24 protein-coding genes and 1 tRNA gene are annotated in these 23,751 nt (G+C 68.7%); 10 read left to right on the forward strand and 15 right to left on the reverse strand.

Features of this window, described 5'->3' with window-relative positions:
* Positions 1–147: 147 nt before the first annotated feature.
* Together V9K99_RS02000 and V9K99_RS02005 are read right to left on the reverse strand one after the other, a co-directional pair.
* The gene (locus V9K99_RS02000; protein ID WP_337002791.1) at positions 148–1,437 is read right to left on the reverse strand and encodes an ArsB/NhaD family transporter; all 1,290 of its coding nucleotides are present in this window, start codon (positions 1,435–1,437) and stop codon (positions 148–150) included.
* A gap of 19 nt (positions 1,438–1,456) precedes the next feature.
* The gene (locus tag V9K99_RS02005) at positions 1,457–1,903 is read right to left on the reverse strand and encodes a CBS domain-containing protein (RefSeq protein ID WP_337002789.1); all 447 of its coding nucleotides are present in this window, start codon (positions 1,901–1,903) and stop codon (positions 1,457–1,459) included.
* A gap of 293 nt (positions 1,904–2,196) precedes the next feature.
* Here V9K99_RS02005 and nhaA point away from each other — a divergent pair, with 293 nt between their 5' ends.
* From nhaA to V9K99_RS02020, 3 genes are all read left to right on the forward strand, one after another.
* Positions 2,197–3,411 carry a Na+/H+ antiporter NhaA gene (gene nhaA / locus V9K99_RS02010; RefSeq protein ID WP_337002787.1) on the forward strand — a complete coding sequence of 405 codons (1,215 nt, stop codon included), beginning with the start codon at positions 2,197–2,199 and terminating at the stop codon, positions 3,409–3,411.
* Between the two features lie 67 nt (positions 3,412–3,478).
* Positions 3,479–3,907, forward strand: a complete 429-nt coding sequence (locus tag V9K99_RS02015; RefSeq protein ID WP_337002785.1) for a phage holin family protein — start codon at positions 3,479–3,481, stop codon at positions 3,905–3,907.
* Between the two features lie 53 nt (positions 3,908–3,960).
* Positions 3,961–4,809 (forward strand): alpha/beta fold hydrolase, encoded by an 849-nt coding sequence (locus V9K99_RS02020; RefSeq protein ID WP_337002783.1) that lies wholly within the window; start codon positions 3,961–3,963, stop codon positions 4,807–4,809.
* On the opposite strand, the gene V9K99_RS02025 is transcribed toward V9K99_RS02020, so the two are convergent.
* From V9K99_RS02025 to V9K99_RS02055, 7 genes are read right to left on the reverse strand one after another with little or no spacing between them, the layout of a single operon-like run.
* Entirely contained in the window at positions 4,769–5,464 is a 696-nt protein-coding gene (locus V9K99_RS02025) for a hypothetical protein (protein ID WP_337002781.1), read from the reverse strand. The two genes, V9K99_RS02020 and V9K99_RS02025, sit on opposite strands and share 41 nt — an antisense overlap.
* Position 5,465: 1 nt before the next feature.
* On the reverse strand, positions 5,466–5,975 hold the full coding sequence (locus tag V9K99_RS02030) for a SigE family RNA polymerase sigma factor (RefSeq protein ID WP_337002779.1): 510 nt from the start codon (positions 5,973–5,975) through the stop codon (positions 5,466–5,468).
* A 42-nt stretch (positions 5,976–6,017) separates the two neighbouring features.
* Positions 6,018–7,190: a MarP family serine protease gene (locus V9K99_RS02035; RefSeq protein WP_337002777.1), complete on the reverse strand. Its 1,173-nt coding sequence runs from the start codon at positions 7,188–7,190 to the stop codon at positions 6,018–6,020.
* On the reverse strand, positions 7,187–7,957 hold the full coding sequence (locus V9K99_RS02040; protein ID WP_337002775.1) for an NUDIX hydrolase: 771 nt from the start codon (positions 7,955–7,957) through the stop codon (positions 7,187–7,189). Before V9K99_RS02040 ends, V9K99_RS02035 begins: the two co-directional genes overlap by 4 nt.
* On the reverse strand, positions 7,954–8,592 hold the full coding sequence (locus V9K99_RS02045) for a TlpA family protein disulfide reductase (RefSeq protein WP_337002773.1): 639 nt from the start codon (positions 8,590–8,592) through the stop codon (positions 7,954–7,956). The genes V9K99_RS02040 and V9K99_RS02045 overlap by 4 nt, the downstream gene beginning before the upstream one ends.
* Positions 8,589–9,356, reverse strand: a complete 768-nt coding sequence (gene nth, locus V9K99_RS02050; RefSeq protein WP_337002771.1) for an endonuclease III — start codon at positions 9,354–9,356, stop codon at positions 8,589–8,591. The genes V9K99_RS02045 and nth overlap by 4 nt, the downstream gene beginning before the upstream one ends.
* Positions 9,357–9,401: 45 nt before the next feature.
* Positions 9,402–10,142, reverse strand: coding sequence for a hypothetical protein (locus tag V9K99_RS02055; RefSeq protein ID WP_337002769.1), 741 nt, complete (start codon positions 10,140–10,142; stop codon positions 9,402–9,404).
* Positions 10,143–10,356: 214 nt separating this feature from the next.
* Between V9K99_RS02055 and V9K99_RS02060 the strand changes: the two genes are divergently transcribed.
* Positions 10,357–11,034 (forward strand): Crp/Fnr family transcriptional regulator, encoded by a 678-nt coding sequence (locus V9K99_RS02060; RefSeq protein ID WP_131361434.1) that lies wholly within the window; start codon positions 10,357–10,359, stop codon positions 11,032–11,034.
* A gap of 275 nt (positions 11,035–11,309) precedes the next feature.
* On the opposite strand, the gene V9K99_RS02065 is transcribed toward V9K99_RS02060, so the two are convergent.
* The 5 genes from V9K99_RS02065 to V9K99_RS02085 all read right to left on the reverse strand — a co-directional run bounded on the left by V9K99_RS02065 (position 11,310) and on the right by V9K99_RS02085 (position 14,868).
* Positions 11,310–12,257 (reverse strand): type IV toxin-antitoxin system AbiEi family antitoxin domain-containing protein, encoded by a 948-nt coding sequence (locus tag V9K99_RS02065; protein ID WP_337002763.1) that lies wholly within the window; start codon positions 12,255–12,257, stop codon positions 11,310–11,312.
* 314 nt (positions 12,258–12,571) lie between these two features.
* Complete coding sequence (locus V9K99_RS02070; protein ID WP_337002761.1) at positions 12,572–13,342, reverse strand: MBL fold metallo-hydrolase; 771 nt, start codon at positions 13,340–13,342, stop codon at positions 12,572–12,574.
* A 67-nt stretch (positions 13,343–13,409) separates the two neighbouring features.
* A complete protein-coding gene (locus V9K99_RS02075) occupies positions 13,410–14,240 on the reverse strand; it encodes an NUDIX hydrolase (RefSeq protein WP_337002759.1) in 831 nt (276 codons plus the stop codon).
* Between the two features lie 8 nt (positions 14,241–14,248).
* Positions 14,249–14,710 (reverse strand): RidA family protein, encoded by a 462-nt coding sequence (locus tag V9K99_RS02080; protein ID WP_337002757.1) that lies wholly within the window; start codon positions 14,708–14,710, stop codon positions 14,249–14,251.
* On the reverse strand, positions 14,707–14,868 hold the full coding sequence (locus V9K99_RS02085) for a hypothetical protein (protein WP_132214365.1): 162 nt from the start codon (positions 14,866–14,868) through the stop codon (positions 14,707–14,709). The genes V9K99_RS02080 and V9K99_RS02085 overlap by 4 nt, the downstream gene beginning before the upstream one ends.
* A 62-nt stretch (positions 14,869–14,930) precedes the next feature.
* Here V9K99_RS02085 and V9K99_RS02090 point away from each other — a divergent pair, with 62 nt between their 5' ends.
* From V9K99_RS02090 to V9K99_RS02105, 4 genes are all read left to right on the forward strand, one after another.
* The gene (locus tag V9K99_RS02090) at positions 14,931–15,881 is read left to right on the forward strand and encodes an ArsA-related P-loop ATPase (RefSeq protein ID WP_337002754.1); all 951 of its coding nucleotides are present in this window, start codon (positions 14,931–14,933) and stop codon (positions 15,879–15,881) included.
* Positions 15,882–15,954: 73 nt separating this feature from the next.
* Positions 15,955–17,076 (forward strand): ArsA family ATPase, encoded by a 1,122-nt coding sequence (locus tag V9K99_RS02095; protein ID WP_337002752.1) that lies wholly within the window; start codon positions 15,955–15,957, stop codon positions 17,074–17,076.
* 85 nt (positions 17,077–17,161) lie between these two features.
* Positions 17,162–19,513 (forward strand): endopeptidase La, encoded by a 2,352-nt coding sequence (gene lon / locus V9K99_RS02100; protein ID WP_337002750.1) that lies wholly within the window; start codon positions 17,162–17,164, stop codon positions 19,511–19,513.
* 202 nt (positions 19,514–19,715) lie between these two features.
* Entirely contained in the window at positions 19,716–22,121 is a 2,406-nt protein-coding gene (locus V9K99_RS02105) for a penicillin-binding protein (protein WP_337002748.1), read from the forward strand.
* A 66-nt stretch (positions 22,122–22,187) separates the two neighbouring features.
* On the opposite strand, the gene V9K99_RS02110 is transcribed toward V9K99_RS02105, so the two are convergent.
* Complete coding sequence (locus V9K99_RS02110) at positions 22,188–22,655, reverse strand: GatB/YqeY domain-containing protein (protein ID WP_337002746.1); 468 nt, start codon at positions 22,653–22,655, stop codon at positions 22,188–22,190.
* A 26-nt stretch (positions 22,656–22,681) separates the two neighbouring features.
* On the opposite strand from V9K99_RS02110, the gene V9K99_RS02115 reads away from it, so the two are divergent.
* Both V9K99_RS02115 and V9K99_RS02120 read left to right on the forward strand, forming a co-directional pair.
* Positions 22,682–23,641: a metallophosphoesterase gene (locus tag V9K99_RS02115; RefSeq protein ID WP_337002744.1), complete on the forward strand. Its 960-nt coding sequence runs from the start codon at positions 22,682–22,684 to the stop codon at positions 23,639–23,641.
* A gap of 9 nt (positions 23,642–23,650) precedes the next feature.
* A tRNA-Pro gene (locus V9K99_RS02120) sits at positions 23,651–23,727 on the forward strand.
* Positions 23,728–23,751: the final 24 nt, after the last annotated feature.

Raw genomic sequence — 23,751 nt, forward strand, 5'->3', positions numbered from 1 at the left:
GCCCGCGACACCGCTGTCGCGGACGACCTTGTCAGCCAGACTGTAACGTCAGCTCCCGGTTCACGGCCAGTGACCGGGCACACTGGGCGATTCCCGGGCCGGGGGTAGCTCGAACCCTATGAGCCATGCACAGTTCGTGAAGACCGTTCAGGCGAAGGCGAAGTAACGCAGCCACAGGTACGGCGCGGCGACGGCGAGGGTGATCGCGGTGATGATCACGCCCTTGCGGGTGAACTCCCAGAAGCTGATCGGGTGACCGGCTCGCAGCGCCAGGCCGATCACGACCACGTTGGCACTCGCGCCGACCGCGGTCGCGTTGCCGCCGAAGTCGGCGCCGATCGCCAGGGACCACCAGAGCGCCTCCCCGTGCGCGGGGTCGGCGAGGCCTTTGCTGAGTTCGAGGACGACCGGGCTCATCGTGGCGACGTACGGGATGTTGTCGATGATGCCGGACAGGATCCCGGAGACGACCAGGATCAGCATCACCGTGAGCAGTGCGTGCCCGTCGGTCGCCGAGCCGACCCAGCCGGCCAGCTTCGCGATCACGCCGGTCCGCACCAACGCGCCGACCATCACGAACAGACCGGCGAAGAACAGCAGCGTCTGCCACTCGACCGCGGCCATGTAGTCCTTGGTGGGCACTTTCGAGATCAGCACGAGTACGCCGGCACCCAGCAGCGCGACCACGGACGGCTCCAGGTGCAGTACCGAGTGACCGATGAAGCCGACGAGCACGAGCAGCAGCACGACCCCGCTCTTGATCAGCAGCGACCGGTCCTCGATCGCCTCCCGTTCGTTCAGCCGCATCACGCCGTCCACCCGGTCCGGGTCGACTGTGAACGAGCCCTTGAACAACCGCGGCAGGACGAGCGTGAACACGATCAGCTCGATCACCACCAGCGGCGTCATGTTGACCAGGAAGTCGTTGAAGGTCAGGCCGGACCGGCTGGCGATGATGATGTTCGGCGGGTCGCCGATCAGGGTGGCCGCACCGCCGATGTTGGACGCCATCACCTCGGCGATCAGGAACGGCACCGGGTTGATTCCGAGCCGGTCGCAGACCAGCAGCGTGACCGGCGCGATCAGCAGCACGGTGGTCACGTTGTCGAGGAACGCCGACGCGGTCGCGGTGATCAGTGTCAGCAGGATCATTACCCGCAGCGGCGATCCCTTGGCGCGTTTGGCGGCCCAGATCGCGATGTATTCGAAGACCCCGGTACGGCGCAGGATGCCGACGATCACCATCATCCCGAGCAACAGGAAGACGACATCCCAGTCGACGCCGGTCTCGGGCGAGTAGAACGCGTGGACGGAGTCCGTCACCCCGAGCGCGAAAAGGATGCCCGCACCGCCCAGTACGGCGAGCAGTTTGTGCGTCCACTCGGTCGCGATCAGCACGTACGCGACGACGAAGACGGTGATCGCGATGACCGTCATCCGGCCACCGCGCTGTCCGTCAGTGCGGAGTGATGGCGAACTCGAGCAGGCGGGAGGCGGTGATCGCGCCGATGATGTGATGGTCGCGGACGACGACCACCAACGGGCAGCGGAGCCGGGCCATGATCGCGGCGATCTCCAGGATCGTGTCGTCGTGATTGACCACCGGGATCTCGGACGACTCGTCCGGCAGCAGCTTGCGCACGGTCACACCGGCCAGCTTGTCGGCGACCCGGTCGGCCAGCGACTCGTCGATCACCCGGGCGAGCGACGGGTCGTCCTGCACGTAGCTCGGCACCAGGAAACGGACCACCTGCGAGGCCGGGAGTACGGCGTACGGGCTGCCGTCGGGCCGGGTCACGATCAGTCCGGGCAACCGCCGGGACGCGAGCAGCTCGACCGCCTGCCGGGCGTCGTCGTCCAGACTGATCACCGGGAAGTCCTCGGCCATCTGCTCTCCGTGCACGCTTGCAGCGTACGCCGAGATCGCCGGGACACGTGACGTCTCTCACAGGGCTCTGACGGAGCACGGCACCTCCGGGGACGCGGCAGCGAAGCCCGCGCCGGTCAGGGCACGGGCATGCCGACCAGACTTCCCGGCGCACCGGCCCCACCCTGCCGCAATCGGCCCTGCCCGGGCAATCCAGAACCGCTAGAATCGGCCGGGTTGGATTCGCCGCCCGCCGGGTGGTGAATGGTGTGCCGGGAAGCCTGGTCGGCGTTGTGTCCGAACGACCCCGAACCGAAGGGCGCCTGACCATGAGCCAGACCCCGCGGATCCGGCAGAAGAAGCGTGCGTTCCCCCGGGTCCTGGGGCGCGAGCGTGCGTTTCTCGCCGACACCCTGCGCGCCGAGACGACCGGTGGTCTACTGCTGCTCGCGGCCGCGGTGGTCGCGCTGGCCTGGGCGAACTCCCCCTGGCAGGACGCCTATCACCACCTGCGTGAGGTCGAGGTCGGTCCGCTCACGCTCGAGGCATGGGCCTCCGACGGAGCGCTCACCCTGTTCTTCTACCTCGCCGGTGTCGAGCTGAAGCGCGAACTCGTGGTCGGCACGTTGTCGCGGCTCAGCGAGGCGGTCGTCCCGGTGGTCGCGGCCCTGGCCGGAATGGTGCTCCCGGCAATCATCTACCTGGTGGTGAACCTTGCCGCCGACAACGGCCGGCCGCGCGGCTGGGCGGTGCCGACGGCAACGGACATCGCGTTCGCGCTCGCCGTGCTGGCGATCGTCGGCTCGTCGCTGCCGAGTGCACTCCGGGCGTTCCTGCTCACCCTGGCGGTGGTCGACGACTTCGGCGCGATCCTGGTCATCGCCGTGTTCTTCTCCCACGGGTTCCACCTGCTCTGGCTGCTGGCCGCGGTCGCGCTGATCGGGGTCTGGTACGTCCTGCAGCGGCGCCGGATCCGCACGCCGTTCCTGTACGTGCCGATCGCGATCGCCGCATGGTGGTTCATGCACGAGTCGGGGATCCACGCCACCATCGCGGGAGTGGCGCTCGGCCTGGTCACCCGGGTGGTCGCGGATCCGGGTGAGGAGCACGCACCGGCCGAGCGGATCGAGCACCGGCTCCGGCCGTGGTCCGCGGGCGTCGCCGTACCGGTGTTCGCACTGTTCGCGGCCGGGGTGACGCTGAGCGGGAGCGCATTACGGGAGACGCTGACCGATCCGGTCGCGATCGGGATCGTCGCCGGGCTGCTGCTCGGTAAGGTGACCGGCGTGTTCGGCGGAGCCTGGCTGACCGCACGGTTCACCCGAGCCGAGCTGAACGCCGACCTGGCGTGGCGGGATGTCGCCGCGGTGTCGGTGCTGGCCGGGATCGGGTTCACGGTCGCGCTGCTGATCGCCCAGCTGGCCTTCGGCGACGATGTCGCCCAGGTCGAGCGGGCGAAGGCCGCCGTACTGGTCGCGTCCTTGCTGGCCGCTCTGATCGCGGCGGTGTTGCTGTCCCGGCGCAATCGCGAGTACGCCGACTGAGCGCCGGGTACCCGTGGTTGGGTGGCGTCGGCGGTAGTGTCGGGGTTCGGAGCGTGGAAGGAGTGCCATGTCGATGGGGCCGAACGGGAGTGAGCCCACGGTCGGGCAGCTCGTCGCGAACGCCAGCAAGGATCTGTCCAACCTGGTCCGCAGCGAGCTCGAGCTGGCGAAGACCGAGCTGAAGAAGACCGCGGTGGCGGCCGGGACCGGCGCCGGTCTGTTCGCCGCTGCCGCCTTTCTCGCCCTGCTGGCGATCATCCTGCTGTCGATTGCGGCTGCCTACGGGCTCACTGCGCTCGGGCTGCACCCGGCCTGGGCCTTCCTGATCGTTGCCGGCTTCTACCTGTTGATCGGCGCGGTGCTGGTGTTCGTCGGGATGCGTGCGCTCAAGAGTGCGAAGGGCCCGCAGCGTGCGATCGAGACCTCGAAGGAGTCGGTCGAGGCGCTGAAGGCGATCGGCAAGGGCGACGAGTCCGAGTCAGGCGTACGGCGCTGAGCCCGGCGGGTGTCGTCGACCTGCTGGTCGACGGGCCCTGGTCGCACTCGCTGGTGGCGGCCAACGGGGCCCGGTTCCATGTCGCCGAGTGCGGACCGGCGGACGGTCCGCTGGTGCTGTTCCTGCACGGCTTCCCCGAGTTCTGGTGGGCCTGGCGCCACCAACTGCCGGTCGTCGCCGCGGCCGGCTACCGCGCCGTCGCGATGGACCTGCGCGGGTACGGCGCCAGCGACAAGACCCCCCGTGGTTACGACCCCTACACCGCCGCCGCGGACGTCTCCGGCGTGATCCGCTCCCTCGGCGCCACCGATGCGGTCGTCGTCGGGCACGGCTGGGGTGGGTTCATCGGCTGGTCGGCCGCCGTACTCACGCCACGACAGATCCGCGGACTGGCGGTCGTCTCCGCGCCGCACCCGTTGTTCCTGGCCCGGTCCGGTCAGCGGAAGGCGCTGATCCACACGGCCTGGTTCCAGCTGCCGATCCTGCCGGAACGCCGGTTGCTCGCCCACGACGGCATCCACATCGAGCGGCTCCTCCGAGCCTGGTCCGCGCCCGGCGGCACGTTCCCGGACGCCGAGTCGTCCCGCCGCTACCGCGCCGCACTGCAGGTCTGGCCGGCTCCCCACTGCGCACTGGAGTACCACCGCTGGTTCGCCCGATCCCGGCTGCGCCCTGACGGTCGCAAGTACTCAACCAGGATGCGTACGCCGGTCGCCGTACCGGTGCTGCAGATCCACGGAGCCCAGGATCCGGCGCTGTCCCCGACCGCGGTGACCCCACCTCACCTGGTCACGGCTCCCCTCCGCCACGAACTCCTCACCCCGGCCGGCCACTTCCCCCACGAGGAAGCACCCGACCTGTTCAACAACCTTGTCGTGGACTGGCTGGCGTCTGTCCGCTGAGGGAACAGCCCGAGGCCGGCATAACGCCCTCCGCGACGCCGACGGTTCCGGTCACGGTCCAAGTGTCACCCCGCTTTTCGACGCGGTAGGTCAGCAGGTAGGCGTATCCACAGTTGTAGGCGATGCTCGTACGGACCTCCTTGTGGTCGCCTTTGTCGACCACGTCGCCGACCCCGACACGCGCGAGCGTCCGAATGCACTGTGCGGTTTCAGGACCTGCTTCGGACCACGTCACCTGGACGCCGGCTGCCTTGGCGACCAGGTCTGCGATCCGGTCCTTCTCCGCCACGGAGAATGCCCGGACGGTGCCCGTGTTTTCCTGGAACCTGGCGGCCCGGAACCCATCTGACAAGGCCACCGTCCGTAGGTCGTACTTCGACTGGAACCGCTCCGTGATCGTCGCGATCGCCGCACCCCAGATCTCGGCGTCGTCCCCGGCAGGTGCCACCGCGACCGGGGGTGGTGCCGGGTCAGCACCGCCATCGCGGTTCACGCCGTACAGGATGCCGCCGAGTACGACGAGCACCGCCGCGGCCGCCAACAGCACCGGGCCGACCGGGCGGCGGCGCTTGGTTGCCTGGGGCAAGCTGTCGACCAGGTCCTCCTTGTCCGCGAAGGTTTCCCGGAGCAGCTGCTCGAGGTCTTGGTCCGTCATCTCAGCGATCCTCCTCGGCGGGCAGGTTCTTCCGTAATGCCGCCAGCCCGCGGGCTGCGTTGGACCTGACCGTGGCGGTCGCACACCCGAGTACGGCGGCGATCTCGTCGTCGGGCAGGTCTTCGTAGTACCGCAGTACCAGGACGGCGCGTTGCTGGCGCGGCAACTCCGCCAGCAACCGCCAGGCGGCGTCCCGCTGGGCCTGCCGGGCACCGATGTCCTCGGCGGACGGCAGGTCGGCCGGCTCGGCGACCGGCAGCTCCCGGTTCTTCAGCAGGCGGCGCCAGCTGAGGAACTCGTTGACCACCATCGTCCGCAGGTAGGCCTCGGGGTTGTCCAGCGCCTCGATCCGGTCCCACTTGCGGTGCGCCCGGGCGAACACCGTCTGGACCAGGTCCTCCGCGCTGTGCACGCCACCGGTCAGCATCAGGCCGAGGCGCAGCAGCCGGCGCTCGTTCGACACCACGAGTTCGTCGAACGACAACGTCCGCCCCGTCCCACTCGTCGTCACCGTCACATCCCTACAACGCGACGGGACCCGGGTTCTGCTGCATCAGGTGCAGGTTCGGGTGGAGACTTCCTGGGTGGCGGTCGCGCCTTCCTTGGCGTCGTCGGAGACCTGCTCGGCGGTGAGCACGTAACCGGTGCGGTTGTCCTCGACCGAGGCGGCGAACACCACGCCGTACACGGTGCCCTTGCTGGACAGCAGCGGGCCGCCGGAGTTGCCGGGGCGGACCGAGGCCCAGATCGAGAAGGCCTCCCGGGTGACCGTCTTGTCGCCGTAGATGTCCGGACCGCGCAGCCGCTCCTCCGACCGGATCCGGGCCGGCTCGGAGTCGAACGGGCCGTTCTCCGGGTAGCCGAGGACGACGGCCGGGTCGTCCGCCTTGGCGGTGAAGTCGAAGCTCAGCGGCGTGAGTTTCAGCTCGGGGACGTACAGCACGGCGATGTCGACCTCGGGGTCGAACACCACCACCGTCGCCTCGTACGACCGCCCGTCGACCTCGACCTGCGGCGCGCCGACACCGGCGACCACGTGCGCGTTCGTCATCACCCGCTGCGGGGCGTAGACGAACCCGCTGCCCTCGAGACCACGCGAGCAGTTGGCCACGCCGGTGATCTTGGCGATCCGGCTGTACGCGTCGCGGACCGGTCGCTGCCGGGCGATCTCGCCGTCCGGCGGCTGCGTCTCCCGGATCCGCTCCGGCACGAATGGGTCCAGGAACCGCGGGAACAGATCGGTGTTCACCACGTCGTTGAACGCCTGCAGCGCCTGATCGGCCCGGTTGGGCAGCACCTGATCGACCTTCGCCAGCACCTGCGAGCCGCGCACCGCGGACGTCACGCTCGGGATCCGCGCACCGCTCACCGCGACGCCGAGCACCCAGGACACGATCAGCACCGACACCGCTGCCAGCGCGGCGCCGCCGAGTGCGTCGACTGCCTTGACCGGGGTCCAGGAGATCTTGTTCCTGAGTCTGGAGCCGAGTACGGCACCGATCGTCCGGCCGATCGAGGCCAGGATCACCACCAGCACCAGGGCCGCGAAGGACACCGAGACGCTCGGCGAGAAGTTGTCCAGGATCCGGGGCACGCCCCACACCCCGACCGCGGCTCCGCCGAGCAGACCCAGGGTCGCGCACGCGCCCAGCACGAAGCCCTCGATGTACCCGGATATCGCCACCAACCCGGTGATGATCAGCAGCGCGTAGTCGAGCTTGCTCACTCCACACCTTCCGGCTCGTGACCTCTCGACCGGCCGAGGTCGTGCTCGATGGCGGTCAGCCGCCGCACGTCCTCCGGCCGCCGTCCCTCACTCCGCCAGGCCGCCTCGACCAGCCGGTCGGGCAACGGTACGACGACCGAGGGGTCCCAGTCGCGCGACCATCCACCGAGGACCAGCAATTTGTCCAGCAGTCCGGCGGTGAACCCCCAGATGTAGAGCTCTCCGATGGTGAAGGCCGGCCCGGTGAACCCGGACGGGTGCAGGCAGCTGATCCGGTTCGCCGGATCCGCCAGTGCGTTCACCGAGACGGTGTGGACCGACGTGACCTCGGCCGGGTCGACCACCGCGACCGGCGACGGCTCCCGCCACCAGGCGAGCACCGGCGACACGCCGAAGTTGCTCACCGGCACCCACAAGGCCGGCCAGACCTCGAACGGTACGATCCCGGCCGGATCGACCCCGGTCTCCTCCTCGGCCTCACGCAGCGCGGTCCGCACCAACCCCGCATCCCCGGTGCCGTCCTCCGGATCCACACCGCCACCGGGGAATGCCATCTGCCCGGCATGCCGGCGCAACGTCCAGGCCCGCTCGGTCAGCAGCACCTCGGGTCCGTCGTTGCCGTCAGCAAGCAAAATCAGTACGGCGGACTTGCGCACGGACGGATCGTCGGGCGGCAGGAACCTCGACAGCTCGCTCGGATCCACTTCCTCGGACGCCTTCGCCAACGGCTTCAGCCACTCCGGGATCCACACATCGCCGAAGGTCATCGGGTCACTCCCAGTTTGTCCCGCACCAACTGGTCGAGCTGTTGCTGCGAGGTGAGCACGCCACGATGCACGTAGACCACCGCGCCATCCTTGTCGACGAACGCGGTCAACGGCGGACCGGCGACCTTCAGCGCCCGCTGGATCGTCTTGTCCGCGTCGACCAGATGCGGATAGGCCAGCCCTTCGTCGGTGGCGAACTTCACCGCGAGCTCAGGCCGCGGATCGGCGTAGTCGATCCCGAGCATCTGCACCTTGCCGCTCTTGGCCAGCTCAGCCAGGTACGGCGCTTCGTCGCGGCACGGACCGCACCACTGGGCCCAGACGTTCAGGACCAGAGGACCCCGAAGGTCGGCGAGCCGGATGTCCGGGCCCTCGCCGAGACACGGGAGGGTGATGTCCGGGAGCGCGTTGCTGACCGGAGGCTTCGACGGTGTCGATGGGCAGGCGGCCAACTTGTCGGCACCGGCGATCGCGCTGTTCGGGGCCTGGGAGCCGCCGGTCTGCCCGGTTCCTGACTGCCCTGATCCTGACTGCCCGGTTCCTGCCTGCTCGGGTCCGCACGCGACCACGCCGGTCAGGGCGACCAGACCGGCGATCAGGCACAGCGTCGTACGGGATCCGAGCTTGTGGTTCACGCCGGGACCTTCACCAGCTTCGCGGCGACCTCGGGGTCGGTCGGGCCGGCGCCGTACGACGGGCACCACTGGGCCACCGGGCAGGCGCCACAGGCCGGTTTCTTGGCGTGGCAGCGGCGGCGGCCGTGGAAGATCAGCCGGTGCGACAGCATCGTCCAGTCCTTCTTCGGGAACAGCGCACCGATGAGGTGCTCGACCTTGACCGGGTCCTCCTCGGTGGTCCAGCCGAACCGGCGGACCAGCCGGCCGAAGTGCGTGTCGACGGTGATGCCGGGGACACCGAACGCGTTGCCGAGCACCACGTTGGCCGTCTTGCGGCCGGTGCCCGGCAGCTTGACCAGCTCGTCCAGCTTGCCCGGCACGACACCGTCGTACTCGTCGACCAAGGCCTGGCCGAGCTTGATCACACTGTTGGTCTTCGCCCGGAAGAAACCGGTCGGCTTGAGGATTGTTTCCATCTCCTCGCGGTCGGCCTCCGCGTACGCCTGGGCGGTCGGGTACTTGGCGAACAGGGTCGGGGTCACCTTGTTCACCATCACGTCGGTGGTCTGGGCCGACAGGATGGTGGCCACCAGCAACTCGAGCGGATTGGTGAAGTCCAGCTCGCAGTGAGCGTCCGGATACGTCTCGGTGAGCACCCGGTGCATCTTGCGGGCACGCCGGATCAGTTGGGTGTTCGTCTCGTCGGTGAAGACGGGCGCCTTCCGGGGCAGCTTCACGGGTGATTCGACGGAGGCGGGCGCCTCGACACGCTGGGTCGGCATGGAGGCCAGCCTACGTCCGGCCTCCGACAACCCACGTCGAGATACCTAGGTCGTGGGCAGCGGAACGGTGATGGCGAGATGGCTGCCGTTGGCGTGCGGCCGCGGTACGTCGAGCGCGTTCCACCGGGCGGCGAGGTCATTGACGATGGCGACGGTCAGCCCGAGCTCCGTGATCGCCGTACCCGCCGGCCGCAGCTCGGTCTCCGCGTCGTTCGGCGGGTTGTCGCCGAAGTAGCGGGCGGTGTCGATGTAGACGTGCCAGCAGGCCAGTGCGATCTCGGCCCCGGCCTCGACCTGGCGCACCCGGAGGTCGCCGTACGCCGCGTAGTCGACGTCAGCGATCCAGAGCTTCGTACTGCCCTCCCCGCTCAGCAGATCCGGGAGGGCCGCGTCCGCCCTCCTGGTCAGGAAGTACTGGATCTCCGAGACCTGATCCCGGTCGGCAGCCTGGAGTCTCGGCACCCAGGCGATCGCCCACTCGTCACCGGCGTCGAGTCGAAGCCGGGCGAAGGCGATGGCGGTGTCGATGCGACCCTTCTCGACCAGGAGATCGATGACCCGGGCGGTCGCGTCCCGTCCGGCGTACCAGGCGCTGTTCTTTTCGTGCTGCGCCGCGGTGGCCGCCACGTCCTGGCTGCCCGCGAGGAGAGTGGCCCACCACATGCAGCCGGCCAGGCCGCCGGCCGGGTAGCCGTCAGCCTTGGCCGCCAGCTCATCGAGTTCACCGCTGCGCTGTCCGTCGTCCACGCTCTCCCCCTCATCGGCCGACAGCCAATCCTCGACCATGCGTCGACCCACCGGCGCGGGCTGACGGCGGGTCGCTCACGGAGGGTGCGGGAATGCGTGCCCGGACTGTGCTCCGGCGAGTCTCGGGAGGCCTACGTGGCGGTGCCGACACCTGAGGGGCTACGGTTTTGGGGCAACCGGGTGGTAACGGCCCGGTGCCGGGCGAGGCCGGACCCCGCCCGTAAGTCGTGGTCGAAGGTCCTAGGAGGCCCAAGTGGATGCCGCAGTGCTCCGACAGGCACCGCTGTTCAGTCAGCTCGACGACGAGGCGGCCGACGCGCTGGCCGCGTCGATGACCGAGAACCGGCTGCGCCGCGGCCAGGTCCTGTTCCACGAGGGCGACTCCGGTGACCGGCTGTTCGTCGTGGTCGAGGGCAAGGTCAAACTGGGCCGCACCTCCGCCGACGGCCGGGAGAACCTGATCGCCGTCCTCGGCCCGGGCCAGATGTTCGGCGAACTGTCGCTGTTCGACCCGGGTCCGCGGTCCGCCACCGTCACCGCCGTCACCGACGCCTCCCTGATGTCGCTGACCCACGACGAACTGCTCCGCTGGCTGGCCGGCCGCCCCGAGGTGGCCCGCGGCCTGCTGCTCCAGCTCGCCTCCCGGCTCCGCAAGGTCTCCGACGTAGTCGCCGACCTGGTCTTCTCCGACGTACCCGGCCGTGTCGCCAAGGCCCTCCTCGACCTGGCCAGCCGCTTCGGCCGCACCGCCGACGACGGCGTCCACGTCCACCACGACCTCACCCAGGAGGAGCTGGCCCAACTCGTCGGCGCCTCCCGCGAAACCGTCAACAAAGCCCTAGCCGACTTCGCCTCCCGAGGCTGGGTCCGCCTAGAACCCCGCTCAGTAGTCCTCCTAGACGTAGACCGCCTCCAACGCCGAGCCCGCTAACCCCCACCCCCAACCGCCCGAGCGACCCCGCACCCCCCGGCCGGCGCCCCCGCCGCTCCCCGCCGCCGCGTCCCGGCCCGGGCTCCGCGCTGGCGCCCCCGCGCCCGCTAACCGCCGCACCCGCCCCGGCGACCCCGCGCGCCCCGGCCCCGGCCGGCGCTGGCACCCCCGCCTTCGCGCGAACCCCCGATCTGAGTCGTTATCCCCTCAGATCGGGGGTTGCCCACTGAGAATCTCGATGGGCAACCCCTCACCTCGGGGGGCAACCCTCGTGGTCAGGCGGTACGGCGGGAGCGGGCGAAGGCCTGGTGGATCCGGGCAATGACCTGGTCGGGGTAGTCGAGATCGGCCCAGGTGATCCGCACCACCTGCAAACCGAGTGCGCGTAGACGGTCCTCGCGAAGCTTCTCCTGGATCAGGCTCTCCCGTGTCCCACCCGAGTACTTCACCAGACCGTCGAACTCGACGACTGTCTGCTGGAAGGCGAAGTAGAAGTCGACCCGGCCGACAAACCCTCCAGCATCGGCGAACGAGGCTTGGAGTACGGGCGCCGGAAGGCCGTAGTTGTGCATCACGACTCGCAGCCGCGACTCGCCGACAGACTCTGACAACGGATCGCTGAATCGCCAGGCGGCCCGCGCCGTCGCACTCCCCGGCCAGAACTCGGTCACCTCCAGCAAACGCTGCGCGTCGTCCACACTGATCGGGTGGTCGCGGCGTGCGGCGTCCGCGCTGATCACGGCTGCCTCGAAGGACGACGTACAGGCCATTTCGAGCAGAGCCCGCGGCAGTGTCGTCGCCGTCAAACCGTCCACCATTGTCAGATCCGCCGCGGTCAACTTCCCTCGATGATGACGTACGCCGGCGATGCGACCGCCGCGGTTGCGGTCCAGACGGCTGACCTGAACCTCCGCGAGATCCGGTCCCCACAGCGGTACGTCGTACAAGGCCAGCGCAGACTGGTGGCTGACGGCAACGGCGCCAGGACGCATCGAGTTCATCACCGCGTGGACAAGCCGCCGGTGTCTCACACTCTGCTGGTCCCAGGGCGCGAGATGGCTCAGGTCGACCGCTTCGGCGTACTGCCCGTAGCGGACCCGCGTCCAACGGCCGTCCGCGAGACGCTCGCGGATCTGGTCCGGCGTATACCCGCACTCACCGGCCTGACCACGGCTGAACACCCCACCTTGCCGGCCGGCCAGCAACTTCAACTTCGGATTCACCCGTCAAGCATCGGCCGAACCACCCACCGCGCGCTGCCCTCAACCCCACCCCTGTGGACAACCTCCACCACGAGCCAACCCCCAATCTCAGGGGTCATCCACCCAGATCGGGGGTTGCCCACTGAGAATCTCGACGGGCAACCCCCGATCTGAGGGGTTGCCCACCGACATGAGGGGTTGCCCACCGACATGAGGGGTTGCCCATTCAGTTGGGGGGTTGCCTGCTCGGTTGGGGGGTTGCCTGCTCGGTTGGGGGGTTGCCCACTGAAAATCTGAGGGGGCGACCCCACATGTGACGGGGCAACCGGGCGGGGTCAGTGGTTGAGGTAGTCGAGTTGGGCTTGGATTGAGCGTTTGGCGGCGGGGTGGAGGGTGGGGGGTACGTCGGTGTAGACGTGTTCGATGATGGCTTCGGGGGTGGTGTGGCCGGCGGCTAGGGCGGCTTTGACTTGGGTCAGGCGGTCTTGGCGGTGGGTTATGTAGTAGGTGAGGACGTCGGTGGGGTCTTCGATGACTGGGCCGTGGCCGGGGAGTAGGCGGGATACGCCGACTGGGGAGTTGGCGAAGGCGAGGAGGCGGTCGAGGGAGTCGAGGTACGGGCCGAGGGCGCCGTCCGGGTGGGCTACGACGGAGGTGCCGCGGCCTAGGACGGTGTCGCCGGTGAGGAGGGAGCCGTCCTGGGGGAGCCAGAAGCAGACCGAGTCCATGGTGTGGCCGGGGGTCGGGAGGACCTCGATGCGGAGGTTGCCGGCGGTGATGACGTCGCCTTCGGTGAGGCCGTGGGCATGGTCGGTGGGGAGGCGGAACTCCGGATCCACCGCTCGGACCCCGCAACCAGCCTGGTTCGCGAACCAGGCTGCTCCTTCGGAGTGATCCGGGTGCTTGTGTGTCAGCAGTACGACGGCCACGTCGCCGGCGGCGTCGAGCACGACCCGGAGATGGTCCTCCAACTGAGGGCCGGGGTCGACGACGACCGACTGGTCCGAACCCGGCGCTCGCAGGATCCAGGTGTTGGTCCCGTCCAGCGTCATCACCCCGGGGTTGTCGGCGCGCACCAGGGTGGCAAAGTCCGTGACGGCGGTCATGTGGTCTCCAGGTGGGCCCGGGCGCCGTCCAGCGTCATGGGTCCGGGGTTGTCGGCGAGCACCACGGTCATGTGGTCTCCAAGTAGGCCTGGTTGCCGGCTACGCGGACCGTGGGTAGGACCGGGCGGATCTCGCGTTCGCCTGCGGCGGCCAGGATCGCCGGGATGTCGCCGTACGGCGTGAGGTCGCGGCAGCAGACGTACGTCGGGGGGAGCATCAGCAACTCGCCCGACTCGACCGCGGCGACCGCGTCGGCTGGGCGCATCCAGGCGACCTGGTCGGATTCGCTGGTCACGTCGCGGGTGACCTGGCCAGCCGGGAGGGCGGCGACGAAGAAGCGGGTGTCGTACCGCCGGGGCTCGAATTCCGGCGTGATCCAGTGCGCCCAGGCACCAAGCAGATCGGCCCGCACCACGAGGCCCCGCCGATGCAGGAAGTCGGCGAACCGCAACTCCCCCGCCTCCAGCGCCACCCGGTCCGCTTCCCAGTCGTCCCCGGTCGTGTCGCCCACGACGGAGGTCGCCGACGGACCGGCCAGCAGTACGCCGGACTCCTCGAAGGTCTCGCGTACGGCGGCCGCGACGTAAGCGGCCGCGGATTCGGCCGAGCAGCCCATCCGGTCGGCGAACCAGTCAGCCGACGGACCGGCCCACGAGTCGGCGACCGAAGCGTCACCGGGATCCACCCGGCCGCCCGGGAAGACCGTCATCCCGGCCGCGAAGGCCATCGTGCGCTGCCGCCGGAGGAGGTAGACCTCCGGTCCGGCGGCAGTGTCACGCAGCAGAATCACCGTCGAGGCCGGGCGCGGCTCGACCGGCGCCTGGCCCGAACGGGCGAACTCCAGCGCGACCGACGCCATCCGGCCGGACAGCAACTGGGACTTCAGGTTGCGCACCATGCGGGCGGTCAGGCGACCTCGACGATCAGTTCGACCTCGACGGGAGCATCGAGCGGCAGGACCGGGACACCGACCGCGCTGCGGGCGTGCTGACCGGCCGCGCCGAACACCTGGCCGAACAGTTCCGAGGCGCCGTTGGCGACCTGCGGCTGACCGGTGAAGTCCGGCGTGGACGCGATGAACGCGACCGCCTTGACGATCCGGCGGATGTTCGCCAGGTCGCCGATCTCGGCCTTGACCGCGGCCAGCGCGTTCAGCGCGCACTGCTGGGCGCACTCGCTGGCGACCTCGGCGCTGACGGCGTCGCCGACCTTGCCGGTGGCGATCAGGGTGCCTTCACGCAGCGGCAGCTGGCCGGACGTGTAGACGAGGTTCCCGGTCCGCACCGCCGGCACGTACGCGGCGACCGGCTTGGCCACCTCGGGCAGCTTCAGGCCGAGCTCGGCGAGCTTCTCCTCGGGGTGGCTCATGACTCTTCGATCTCCCGCTTCAGGTACGCGACCAGGGACTCCGGGTTCGGGCCCTGGACGACCTGGACCAGCTCCCAGCCGTCCTGGCCGAAGTTGTCCAGGATCTCCTTGGTCGAGTGGACCAGCAGCGGCGCGGTGAAGTACTCGAACTTCTTCATGAGATGGACTCTAACGGGCGCCTGAGGGAGTGTGCTGTGGGCCACGTCCTACCCTGGACCGTATGGCGAGGCTGCACGTGGTCACCGGTAAAGGGGGCACCGGGAAGACGACTGTTGCGGCTGCCATGGCGCTCTCACTGGCCGAGCAGGGCAAACGGGTCCTGCTCGTCGAGGTCGAAGGGCGACAAGGGCTTGCCCAGCTGTTCGACGTACCGCCTCTTCCGTACGTCGAACGCCGGATCGCGCAGGGGCCCGGCGGAGGCGACGTGTTCGCGCTGGCCGTGGACGCCGAGGCGGCGCTGCTGGAGTACCTGGACATGTACTACCACCTCGGCCGGGCCGGGAAAGCGCTCGACAAGGTCGGGGCGATCGACTTCGTCACCACGATCGCACCGGGGCTGCGCGACGTACTGCTCACCGGCAAGGTGTACGAGGCGACCCGGCGCAAGTCGCACGGGCGGCTCGCGTACGACGCTGTCGTGCTGGACGCCCCGCCGACCGGGCGGATCGCGCCGTTCCTGAACGTGAACCATGAGGTCGCCGACCTGGCCAAGGTCGGGCCGATCCGCAACCAGGCGGACGCGATCATGGGCATGCTGCGCTCCGACGTGACCCGGATCCACCTGGTCACGCTGCTCGAGGAGATGCCGGTCCAGGAGACCCTCGACGCGGTCGAACACCTGGAGGCGCTCGATCTGCGGATCGGGTCGGTCGTGGTGAACATGGTCCGCAACAGCCCGCTCGACGACGACGCGCTCGCCCTTGCGGTGAAGGAGAAACTGCCCGTCACCGAGATCAGCAAGGGGCTGCGGGCGGCGGGCATCACAGTGACCAAGGAGCTCGCTGCCACCCTCGCGGCAGAGGCCCACGACCACGCCGTCCGGGTCGGGCTGGAACGCGAGAACCGCGACCGAATAGATGCCCTGGGCAAGCACGTGACCCAGCTCCCGCTGCTGCCGGAGGGCATCGACCAAGGCGCCCTGTACGACCTGGCCGAGGAGCTGCGCCCATGAACGAGCGGAGCGAGTTCATCAATAAGCGCAGCGCCAAAAGCTCATCCGCGCCCGCAGCGAAGCGAGGACGCGGATGAGCGCGATGGATCTGGATGCCCTGATCGACGACCCGGGCACGCGCATCATCGTTACGTGCGGCGCCGGCGGGGTCGGCAAGACGACCACGGCTGCGGCATTGGGGTTGCGAGCGGCGGAGCGCGGGCGGAAGGTCGTCGTACTGACGATCGATCCGGCCCGGCGGCTGGCGCAGTCGCTCGGGTTGACCGAGCTCGACAACACCCCGCGGGCCGTCGCCGAGGTGAACGCGGCGAACGGCGGCCGGCTGGACGCGATGATGCTGGACATGAAGCGGACCTTCGACGAGGTCGTGCTCGCCCATGCGACGCCGGAGAAGGCCGAGCAGATCCTGGCGAACCCCTTCTACATGGCGCTGTCGTCGTCGTTCGCGGGGACGCAGGAGTACATGGCGATGGAGAAGCTCGGCCAGCTGCACAAGCAAGCGGAGCGGACTGGCGACTGGGACCTGATCGTCGTGGACACCCCGCCATCGCGGTCGGCGCTCGACTTCCTGGATGCGCCCGAACGGCTCGCGTCGCTGTTGGAGGGACGGTTCCTGCGGCTGCTGCTCGCGCCTGCGCGTGGGCCGTTCCGGTTGATGTCTGCCGGCGTGAACATGGCGATGTCCGTGCTGAACAAGGTACTCGGTGCGCAGGTGCTGACCGACGTACAGACGTTCGTGGCGGCCTTTGACACGTTGTTCGGCGGGTTCCGGCAGCGGGCCGAGCAGACGGTGGCCCTGTTGCGTGAGCCGCACACGGCCTTCCTGGTGGTGGCGGCTCCGCAGAACGATGCTCTGCGGGAGGCGTCGTACTTCGCTGAGCGGTTGCGTGAGGAGAGCATGCCGCTGGCCGGCGTCGTACTGAACCGGGTGACGATCACGCACGCGTCGGAACTGTCGGCCGAGCGGTCACTGGCCGCGGCGGAGCGGCTGGACGAGGCGGAGAAGTCTCCACTGGCGGCCGCCGTACTGCGGTTGCACGCGGACAAGATGCAGCAGGTGGTCGGGGACCGCAAGCGGGCCGACCGGTTCGTCCGGGGGCACCGCTCGATCCCGACGGTCGAGGTCCCGGCGCTGGCCGACGACGTCCACGACCTCACCGGTCTACGCCAGATCGGTGAGCTGCTGACAGCCTGAGTTCACCCTCAGCGAACGTCGGGAATTACTTGCTTACACACCTGGTTGAGCCAGTCAGACTCAATCTTGAAAAGGGTGTGACAGCGTGACCGATACGTTGAATCTTCCTGTTCTGCCGCTGGACGACATCGTGGTCCTGCCGGGAATGGTCGTGCCGGTCCGACTGGCCGACAGCGAGGCCCGGGCCGCGATCGACGCGGCGCAGGCCTCCGGCCAGGACCAGGTATTGCTGGTACCGCGGCTGGACGGGAAATATGCCAAGGCCGGGACGCTCGGCGAGATCGAGCAGATCGGCCGGCTGCCGGGCGGAGCCCAGGCGGCCGTCATCCGCGGTACGGCGCGAGTCCTGATCGGCGCCGGGACCACTGGTCCGGGTGCCGCCCTCTGGGTCGGCGCGACCGTACTGCACGAGATCACCGACGCCCGCTCGGCCGAGCTGGCGCGGGAGTACAAGAGCCTGGTGACGTCGGTCCTGCAGCGCCGCGGCGCCTATCAGGTGATCGACTCGGTGAAGCAGGTGGACGACCCGGCGGAGCTGGCTGACCTGGCAGGCTATGCGTCGTACCTGAGCAACGAGCAGAAGTCCTGGCTGGTCGAGAACGCGAACGTGACCGAGCGGCTGGAGAAGCTGATCGGCTGGGTCCGCGACCACCTGGCCGAGCTCGAGGTGTCCGAGACGATCCAGAAGGACGTCCAGGAGGGCATGGAGAAGCAGCAGCGGGAGTTCCTGCTGCGCCAGCAGATGGCCGCGATCCGCAAGGAGCTGGCCGAGCTGGACGGCAAGGCCGAGTCCGAGGAGGAGGACTACCGGGCCCGCGTCGAGGCGGCCGACCTGCCCGAGCACGTGCGCAAGGCCGCGCTCGCCGAGGTCGACAAACTGGAGCGGACCGCGGAGCAGTCCCCCGAGGTCGGCTGGATCCGGACCTGGCTGGACACCGTCCTGGAGATGCCGTGGAACGAGCGGACCGAGGACAGCTACGACATCCGGGAGGCCCGGGCCGTGCTGGACGCGGACCACGCCGGCCTGGATGACGTGAAGGAGCGCATTACCGAGTACTTGGCTGTACGGCGTCGTCGTGCGGACCGTGGTCTCGGTGTGGTCGGTGGACGCCGGAGTGGCGCCGTACTGGCCCTGGTCGGTCCTCCTGGCGTGGGTAAGACCTCGCTGGGTGAGTCCGTGGCCCGTGCGATGGGCCGGAAGTTCGTCCGGGTTGCACTGGGCGGTGTCCGGGACGAGGCCGAGATCCGCGGTCACCGGCGTACGTACGTCGGCGCACTGCCGGGCCGGATCGTCCGGGCCATCACCGAGGCCGGGTCGATGAACCCGGTGGTGCTGCTGGACGAGATCGACAAGGTGGGTGCGGACTACCGGGGTGACCCGACCGCCGCTCTGCTGGAGGTCCTCGACCCGGCGCAGAACCACACCTTCCGGGACCACTACCTGGAGGTCGAGCTGGACCTGTCCGACGTGGTCTTCCTGGCCACGGCGAACGTGCTGGACTCCATCCCGGCGCCACTGCTGGACCGGATGGAACTGGTACAGCTGGACGGGTACACCGAGGACGAGAAGGTCGTCATCGCCCGTGATCACCTGCTCCCGCGTCAGCTGGAGCGGGCGGGCCTGACGGCGGACGAGGTGACTGTCGACGACTCGGCACTGCGGTTGCTGGCTGGTGAGTACACGCGTGAGGCCGGCGTACGGCAGCTGGAGCGGTCGATCGCCCGCGTCCTGCGGAAGGTGACGGCTCGCCTGGCGCTCGGTGAAGAGGTTGGCTCCCTGGTAGTCGGCTCCGGCGACCTGAAGGGCTACCTGGGCTCTCCGAAGTTCACACCGGAGTCCGGCGAGCGTACGGCGCTTCCAGGTGTGGCGACCGGGTTGGCGGTGACCGGTGCGGGTGGTGACGTGCTCTTCGTCGAGGCGTCGCTGGCCGACAAGGAGACCGGCCCGACCGGAGTCACACTGACCGGACAGCTCGGTGACGTGATGAAGGAGTCGGCACAGATCGCCCTGTCGTACCTGCGCTCGCACGGTGCGGAGCTGGGGCTGCCTGTCGGCGACCTGGCCGAGCGGAACGCGCACATCCACGTTCCGGCCGGTGCGGTCCCGAAGGACGGGCCGTCCGCGGGTGTCACCATGACCACCGCGCTGGCGTCGCTGCTTTCCGGGCGGCCGGTCCGCTCGGAGGTCGCGATGACCGGTGAGGTGTCGCTGACCGGACGGGTCCTCCCGATCGGTGGGGTGAAGCAGAAACTGCTCGCCGCACACCGGGCCGGGCTGACCACGATCCTGATCCCGAAGCGGAACGAGCCGGACCTGGAGGACGTGCCGGAGTCCGTGCTGGCGGAGCTGACGGTTCACCCGGTCAGCGACGTCCGTGAGGTCCTCGACCTGGCCCTGGAACCGGCTCAGGTCGACGCACACCAGTACGCCGCCTGAGCGTCGTACCGGATGGGCCGGACCACCCCTTGAAACAGGGGCGGTCCGGCCCTCGTCCTTTTGGATGAAATGTGCTCGGCCGAGTGGCTTGAAAGGGTCGCGAAAGGGCCTTCCTGACGCGCAGATTGACGCTCAGGTTGACGTGACGTGTCTCACACTTTCGGATTCGGACTGTCACCGCGATCCCGTACCCTCTATAACCATGCGCGTCAGGGAAAAGGACGACCGGGGAGTCGTCCAATCTGTGGTTCTGTTCCTCGGGGTGAGCGTGCTGTCGGGCGCGTTGGCCGCCGGTCTTGCGATCCCGTTCGCCGGCCTGGCCGGCTTCACCACCGAGAAGACTTCAGAGACCCTGCAGGACCTTCCGCAGCAGTTCGACGAGGTGCCGCTCAAGCAGAAGAGCACCATCCTGGCCGCCGACGGCAGCCTGATCGCCACCCTGGCCGAGCAGAACCGGGTTCCGGTCAAGCTCAGCCAGGTCGCGCCGATCATGCAGAAGGCGATGGTCGCGATCGAAGACGACCGGTTCTACGAGCACGGCGCGCTGGACCTCAAAGGAACCCTGCGCGCGCTGCTGCGGAACCAGTCCGAGGGCTCGGTGCAGCAGGGTGGTTCGAGCATCACCCAGCAGTACGTGAAGATGAGCCTGGTCGAGAAGGCGAACACGCCCGAGGAGGTCGCGGCCGCGACCGCCGAGACGTACCAGCGCAAGGTCGCCGAGCTGCGCTACGCGATCGCGGTGGAGAAGGAATACTCGAAGAACGAGATCCTCGAGAAGTACCTCAACCTGGCCAACTTCGGCGACGGCGCCTGGGGCATCGAGGCCGCCTCCCTGCACTACTTCCAGGTGCACGCGTCCCAGCTGACCCTGCCGCAGGCGGCGCTGCTGGCCGGCCTGGTGAAGAACCCGACCGGCTACGACCCGACCAACAACATGAAGCGCGCCAAGGACCGCCGTGACGTGGTCATCAAGCGGATGCTCGAGCTCAAGGTCATCTCGGTCAGCCAGGCCAACTCCGCCCTCAAGACCCCGGTGATCGACCCGGCCAAGGTCAGCCCGAACAAACTCGGCTGCGCCAACGGGCCGTACCCGTTCTACTGCGAGTTCGTCGTCTCCGAACTGGAGAAGAACCCGGCCTTCGGCAAGACCGACAAAGATCGGGAAAACTACCTGAAGACGGCCGGCCTCACCATCCGTACGTCGCTGGACCCGAAGATGCAGAAGGCCGCGCAGAAGTCGATCGACGAGCACTCCAAGCCGACCGACCAGGCGATCGCCGCGATCACCATCGTCGAGCCAGGTACCGGCCTGGTGAAGGCCATGGTGCAGAGCCGCAAGTACGGCAACAAGCGGGGTCAGTCGTCGTACAACTACAACGTCGTGAAGTCCTACCCCGGCGGCTACGGCGGCTTCCAGATCGGCTCGACGATGAAGGCCTTCACGGTCGCGGCAGCGATCCAGAAGGGCTTCCCGCTCAACTACAAGATCAACTCACCCAACACGATCAATCTGAGCGGCAAGAAGTTCAGCACCTGCGACGGGTCGACCTCCGCCCCCGACTACACCCCGGGCAACTCAACCAAGAACGTCCCGGTTCCGACCATGATCCAGGCGGCGCAGAAGTCGACCAACACGTACTTCCTGCAGCTCTCGCAGCAGACCGGCCTCTGCCCGATCGCCAAGATCGCCGCCAGCCTGGGCCTGTACGACGCGCAGACCACCGAGCCGCTCAAGCAGGTTCCGTCGATGACCCTGGGCGTCGACACCGTGAGTCCGCTGCAGTTGGCGGGCGCGTACGCGGCCTTCGCGGCACGCGGCATGTACTGCACGCCCTGGCTGGTCACCTCGATCAAGAACGCAGCCGGCAAGGCGGTCGGGTCACCCGGCGCCGACTGCAAGCAGGCGCTGGCACCGGAGGTCGCTGACGGCGTGAACGCGGTGCTGCACGAGGTCATGGAGCCGGGCGGCACCGGGTCGAAGCTGAAGTTCGGCAAGAGCGACCTGGCCGGCAAGACCGGAACGATCAACGATGCCAAGGCGGTGTGGTACGCGGGCTACTCCTCGAAGCTCGCCGCGGCCGCCGTGGTGGCCGACGCGTCACCGCCGTACTACCCGCTGATCGGCCAGACACTCGACGGCAAGAAGATGTACGACGCCTCCGGCTCAGGTACCGCCGGACCGCTGTGGATGACCGCGATGCAGGGTGCGCTGAGCGGCTACCCGACGACCAAGTTCGTCGCGCCGTCCGACAAGACCGTTCGCGGTGATGTGAAGGACCTGCCGTACGTGAACGGGATGAACCCCGAGGACGCCGCCAACAAGATCCGGCAGGCGGGCTTCGAGGTCGCGATCGCCCCCGGCACGGTGAACTCCGAGGAGACCGCCGGCACGGTCGCCTACACCACCCCGCGCCAACGCGAAGGCGCCCCCGAGGGCTCCACCGTCACCATCCACATCTCCAACGGCAGCAAGAAAAACCAGCCGACCCCGCCGGCCACCACTGGCCAGCCCTCGGCAACCACCAAACCCCCGGTCACCCCACCGGTCACGATCAACCCCAACTGCCCACCCTGGAACCCGAAATACCCCAACTGCGGCGGCCGCTGAAGCAACAACGTCCGAAGATCCGTGCGCTATAGGCCTCAGATCTTCGGACGTTGGGGGTTCGTTGCGTCAGGCGCCGAGTTGGCGCTTCACCTCGGCGGAGACGATGGCGCCGTCGGCTTTGCCTTTGGTTTTGGGTTGGAGGGCGCCCATGACTTTGCCGATGCCGCGGGGGCCGAGTTCGGCGGCGCCGGTGGCGGCGATGGTTTCGGTGACCAGGGCGACGATCTCCTCCTCGGTGAGCTGCTCGGGGAGGTACTCGGCCAGGATGTCCGCCTCGGCCTGTTCCTTGTCGGCGAGCTCGGCGCGGCCCGCCTCGCGGTAGGCGGTGACGGACTCGCGGCGCTTCTTCGCCTCCGCGCTCAGTACGTCGACGATCTCGGCGTCGCTGAGTTCGCGGGCCTCCTTACCGGCCACCTCCGCCTTGGTGACCGCGGTGAGTGCCATCCGCAGGGTCGATTTGCGGATCTCGTCGCGCGCCTTGAGGGCCGCGGTCATGTCGTCGTGCAGCCGCTGCTTCATACCGGGGTTGGACATGACCACGATTGTGGCAGGCTGGTGAAATGAGTTTGAGCGGGCTTGCCACCACCACCCTCAAAGCCACGGCGGTCGTCGGCGCCGTGGGCGCCGCCTGTGTCGCGTACGCGGCCGGCATCGAGGTGCGCTGGTTCACGCTGCGCAGAGTGACGGTCCCGGTGCTGCCGGAAGGCGCCACGCCGCTGAAGGTGCTGCACCTGTCCGACCTGCACCTGATGCCGGCCCAGGAGCGCAAGATCAACTGGGTCAACGATCTGGCCGCGCTCGAGCCCGACCTGATCGTGAACACCGGCGACAACATCTCCCACGAGGCCTCGGTGCGGCCACTGATCCGGGCGTACGGCGACCTGCTCGACGTACCGGGGGTGTTCGTGTTCGGCTCCAACGACTACTGGAAGCCGCACTTCAAGAACCCGGGCAAGTACCTACTGCCCGCACACAAGCAGCGGCACAAGCCACACGGCCCGGACCTCCCGTACGAGGAGATGCGGCGCGCCTTCACCGACGCCGGCTGGACCGACCTGAACAACGCGAAGGCGACGCTCAAGGTGAACGGCCTCCGGCTGGACTTCGCCGGCACCGACGACCCGCACATCAAGCGGGACCGGTACGACGAGGTCGCCGGCGAGGTGGACCCGACGGCCGACCTGTCCGTCGGCGTGACGCACGCGCCGTACCAGCGGGTCCTGAACGGTTTCGTCGGCGACGGGTACCCGCTGGTCCTGGCCGGCCACACCCACGGCGGCCAGCTCGCGGTGCCGCTGTACGGCGCCCTGGTGACCAACTGCGACCTGGACACCTCCCGGGTGAAGGGCCTGTCCACCTGGGGCCACGACGGCCGCCAGGCGGCTCTGCACGTGTCCGCCGGCCTCGGCACCTCGCCGTACGCCCCGGTCCGTTTCGCCTGCCGACCAGAGGCCACACTGCTCACCCTGGTCCCGCGAATTAACCCGATTTCGTCCCAGCCGCACGCGCATGTAAGCTAACTCCGGCTTCGGGCTGTGGCGCAGCTTGGTAGCGCGCTTCGTTCGGGACGAAGAGGTCGCAGGTTCAAATCCTGTCAGCCCGACCAATCGAGGGCGGTGACTCCGGTCAC

Source organism: Kribbella sp. CCNWLW201 (assembly GCF_037203805.1).
GTDB lineage: Bacteria > Actinomycetota > Actinomycetes > Propionibacteriales > Kribbellaceae > Kribbella.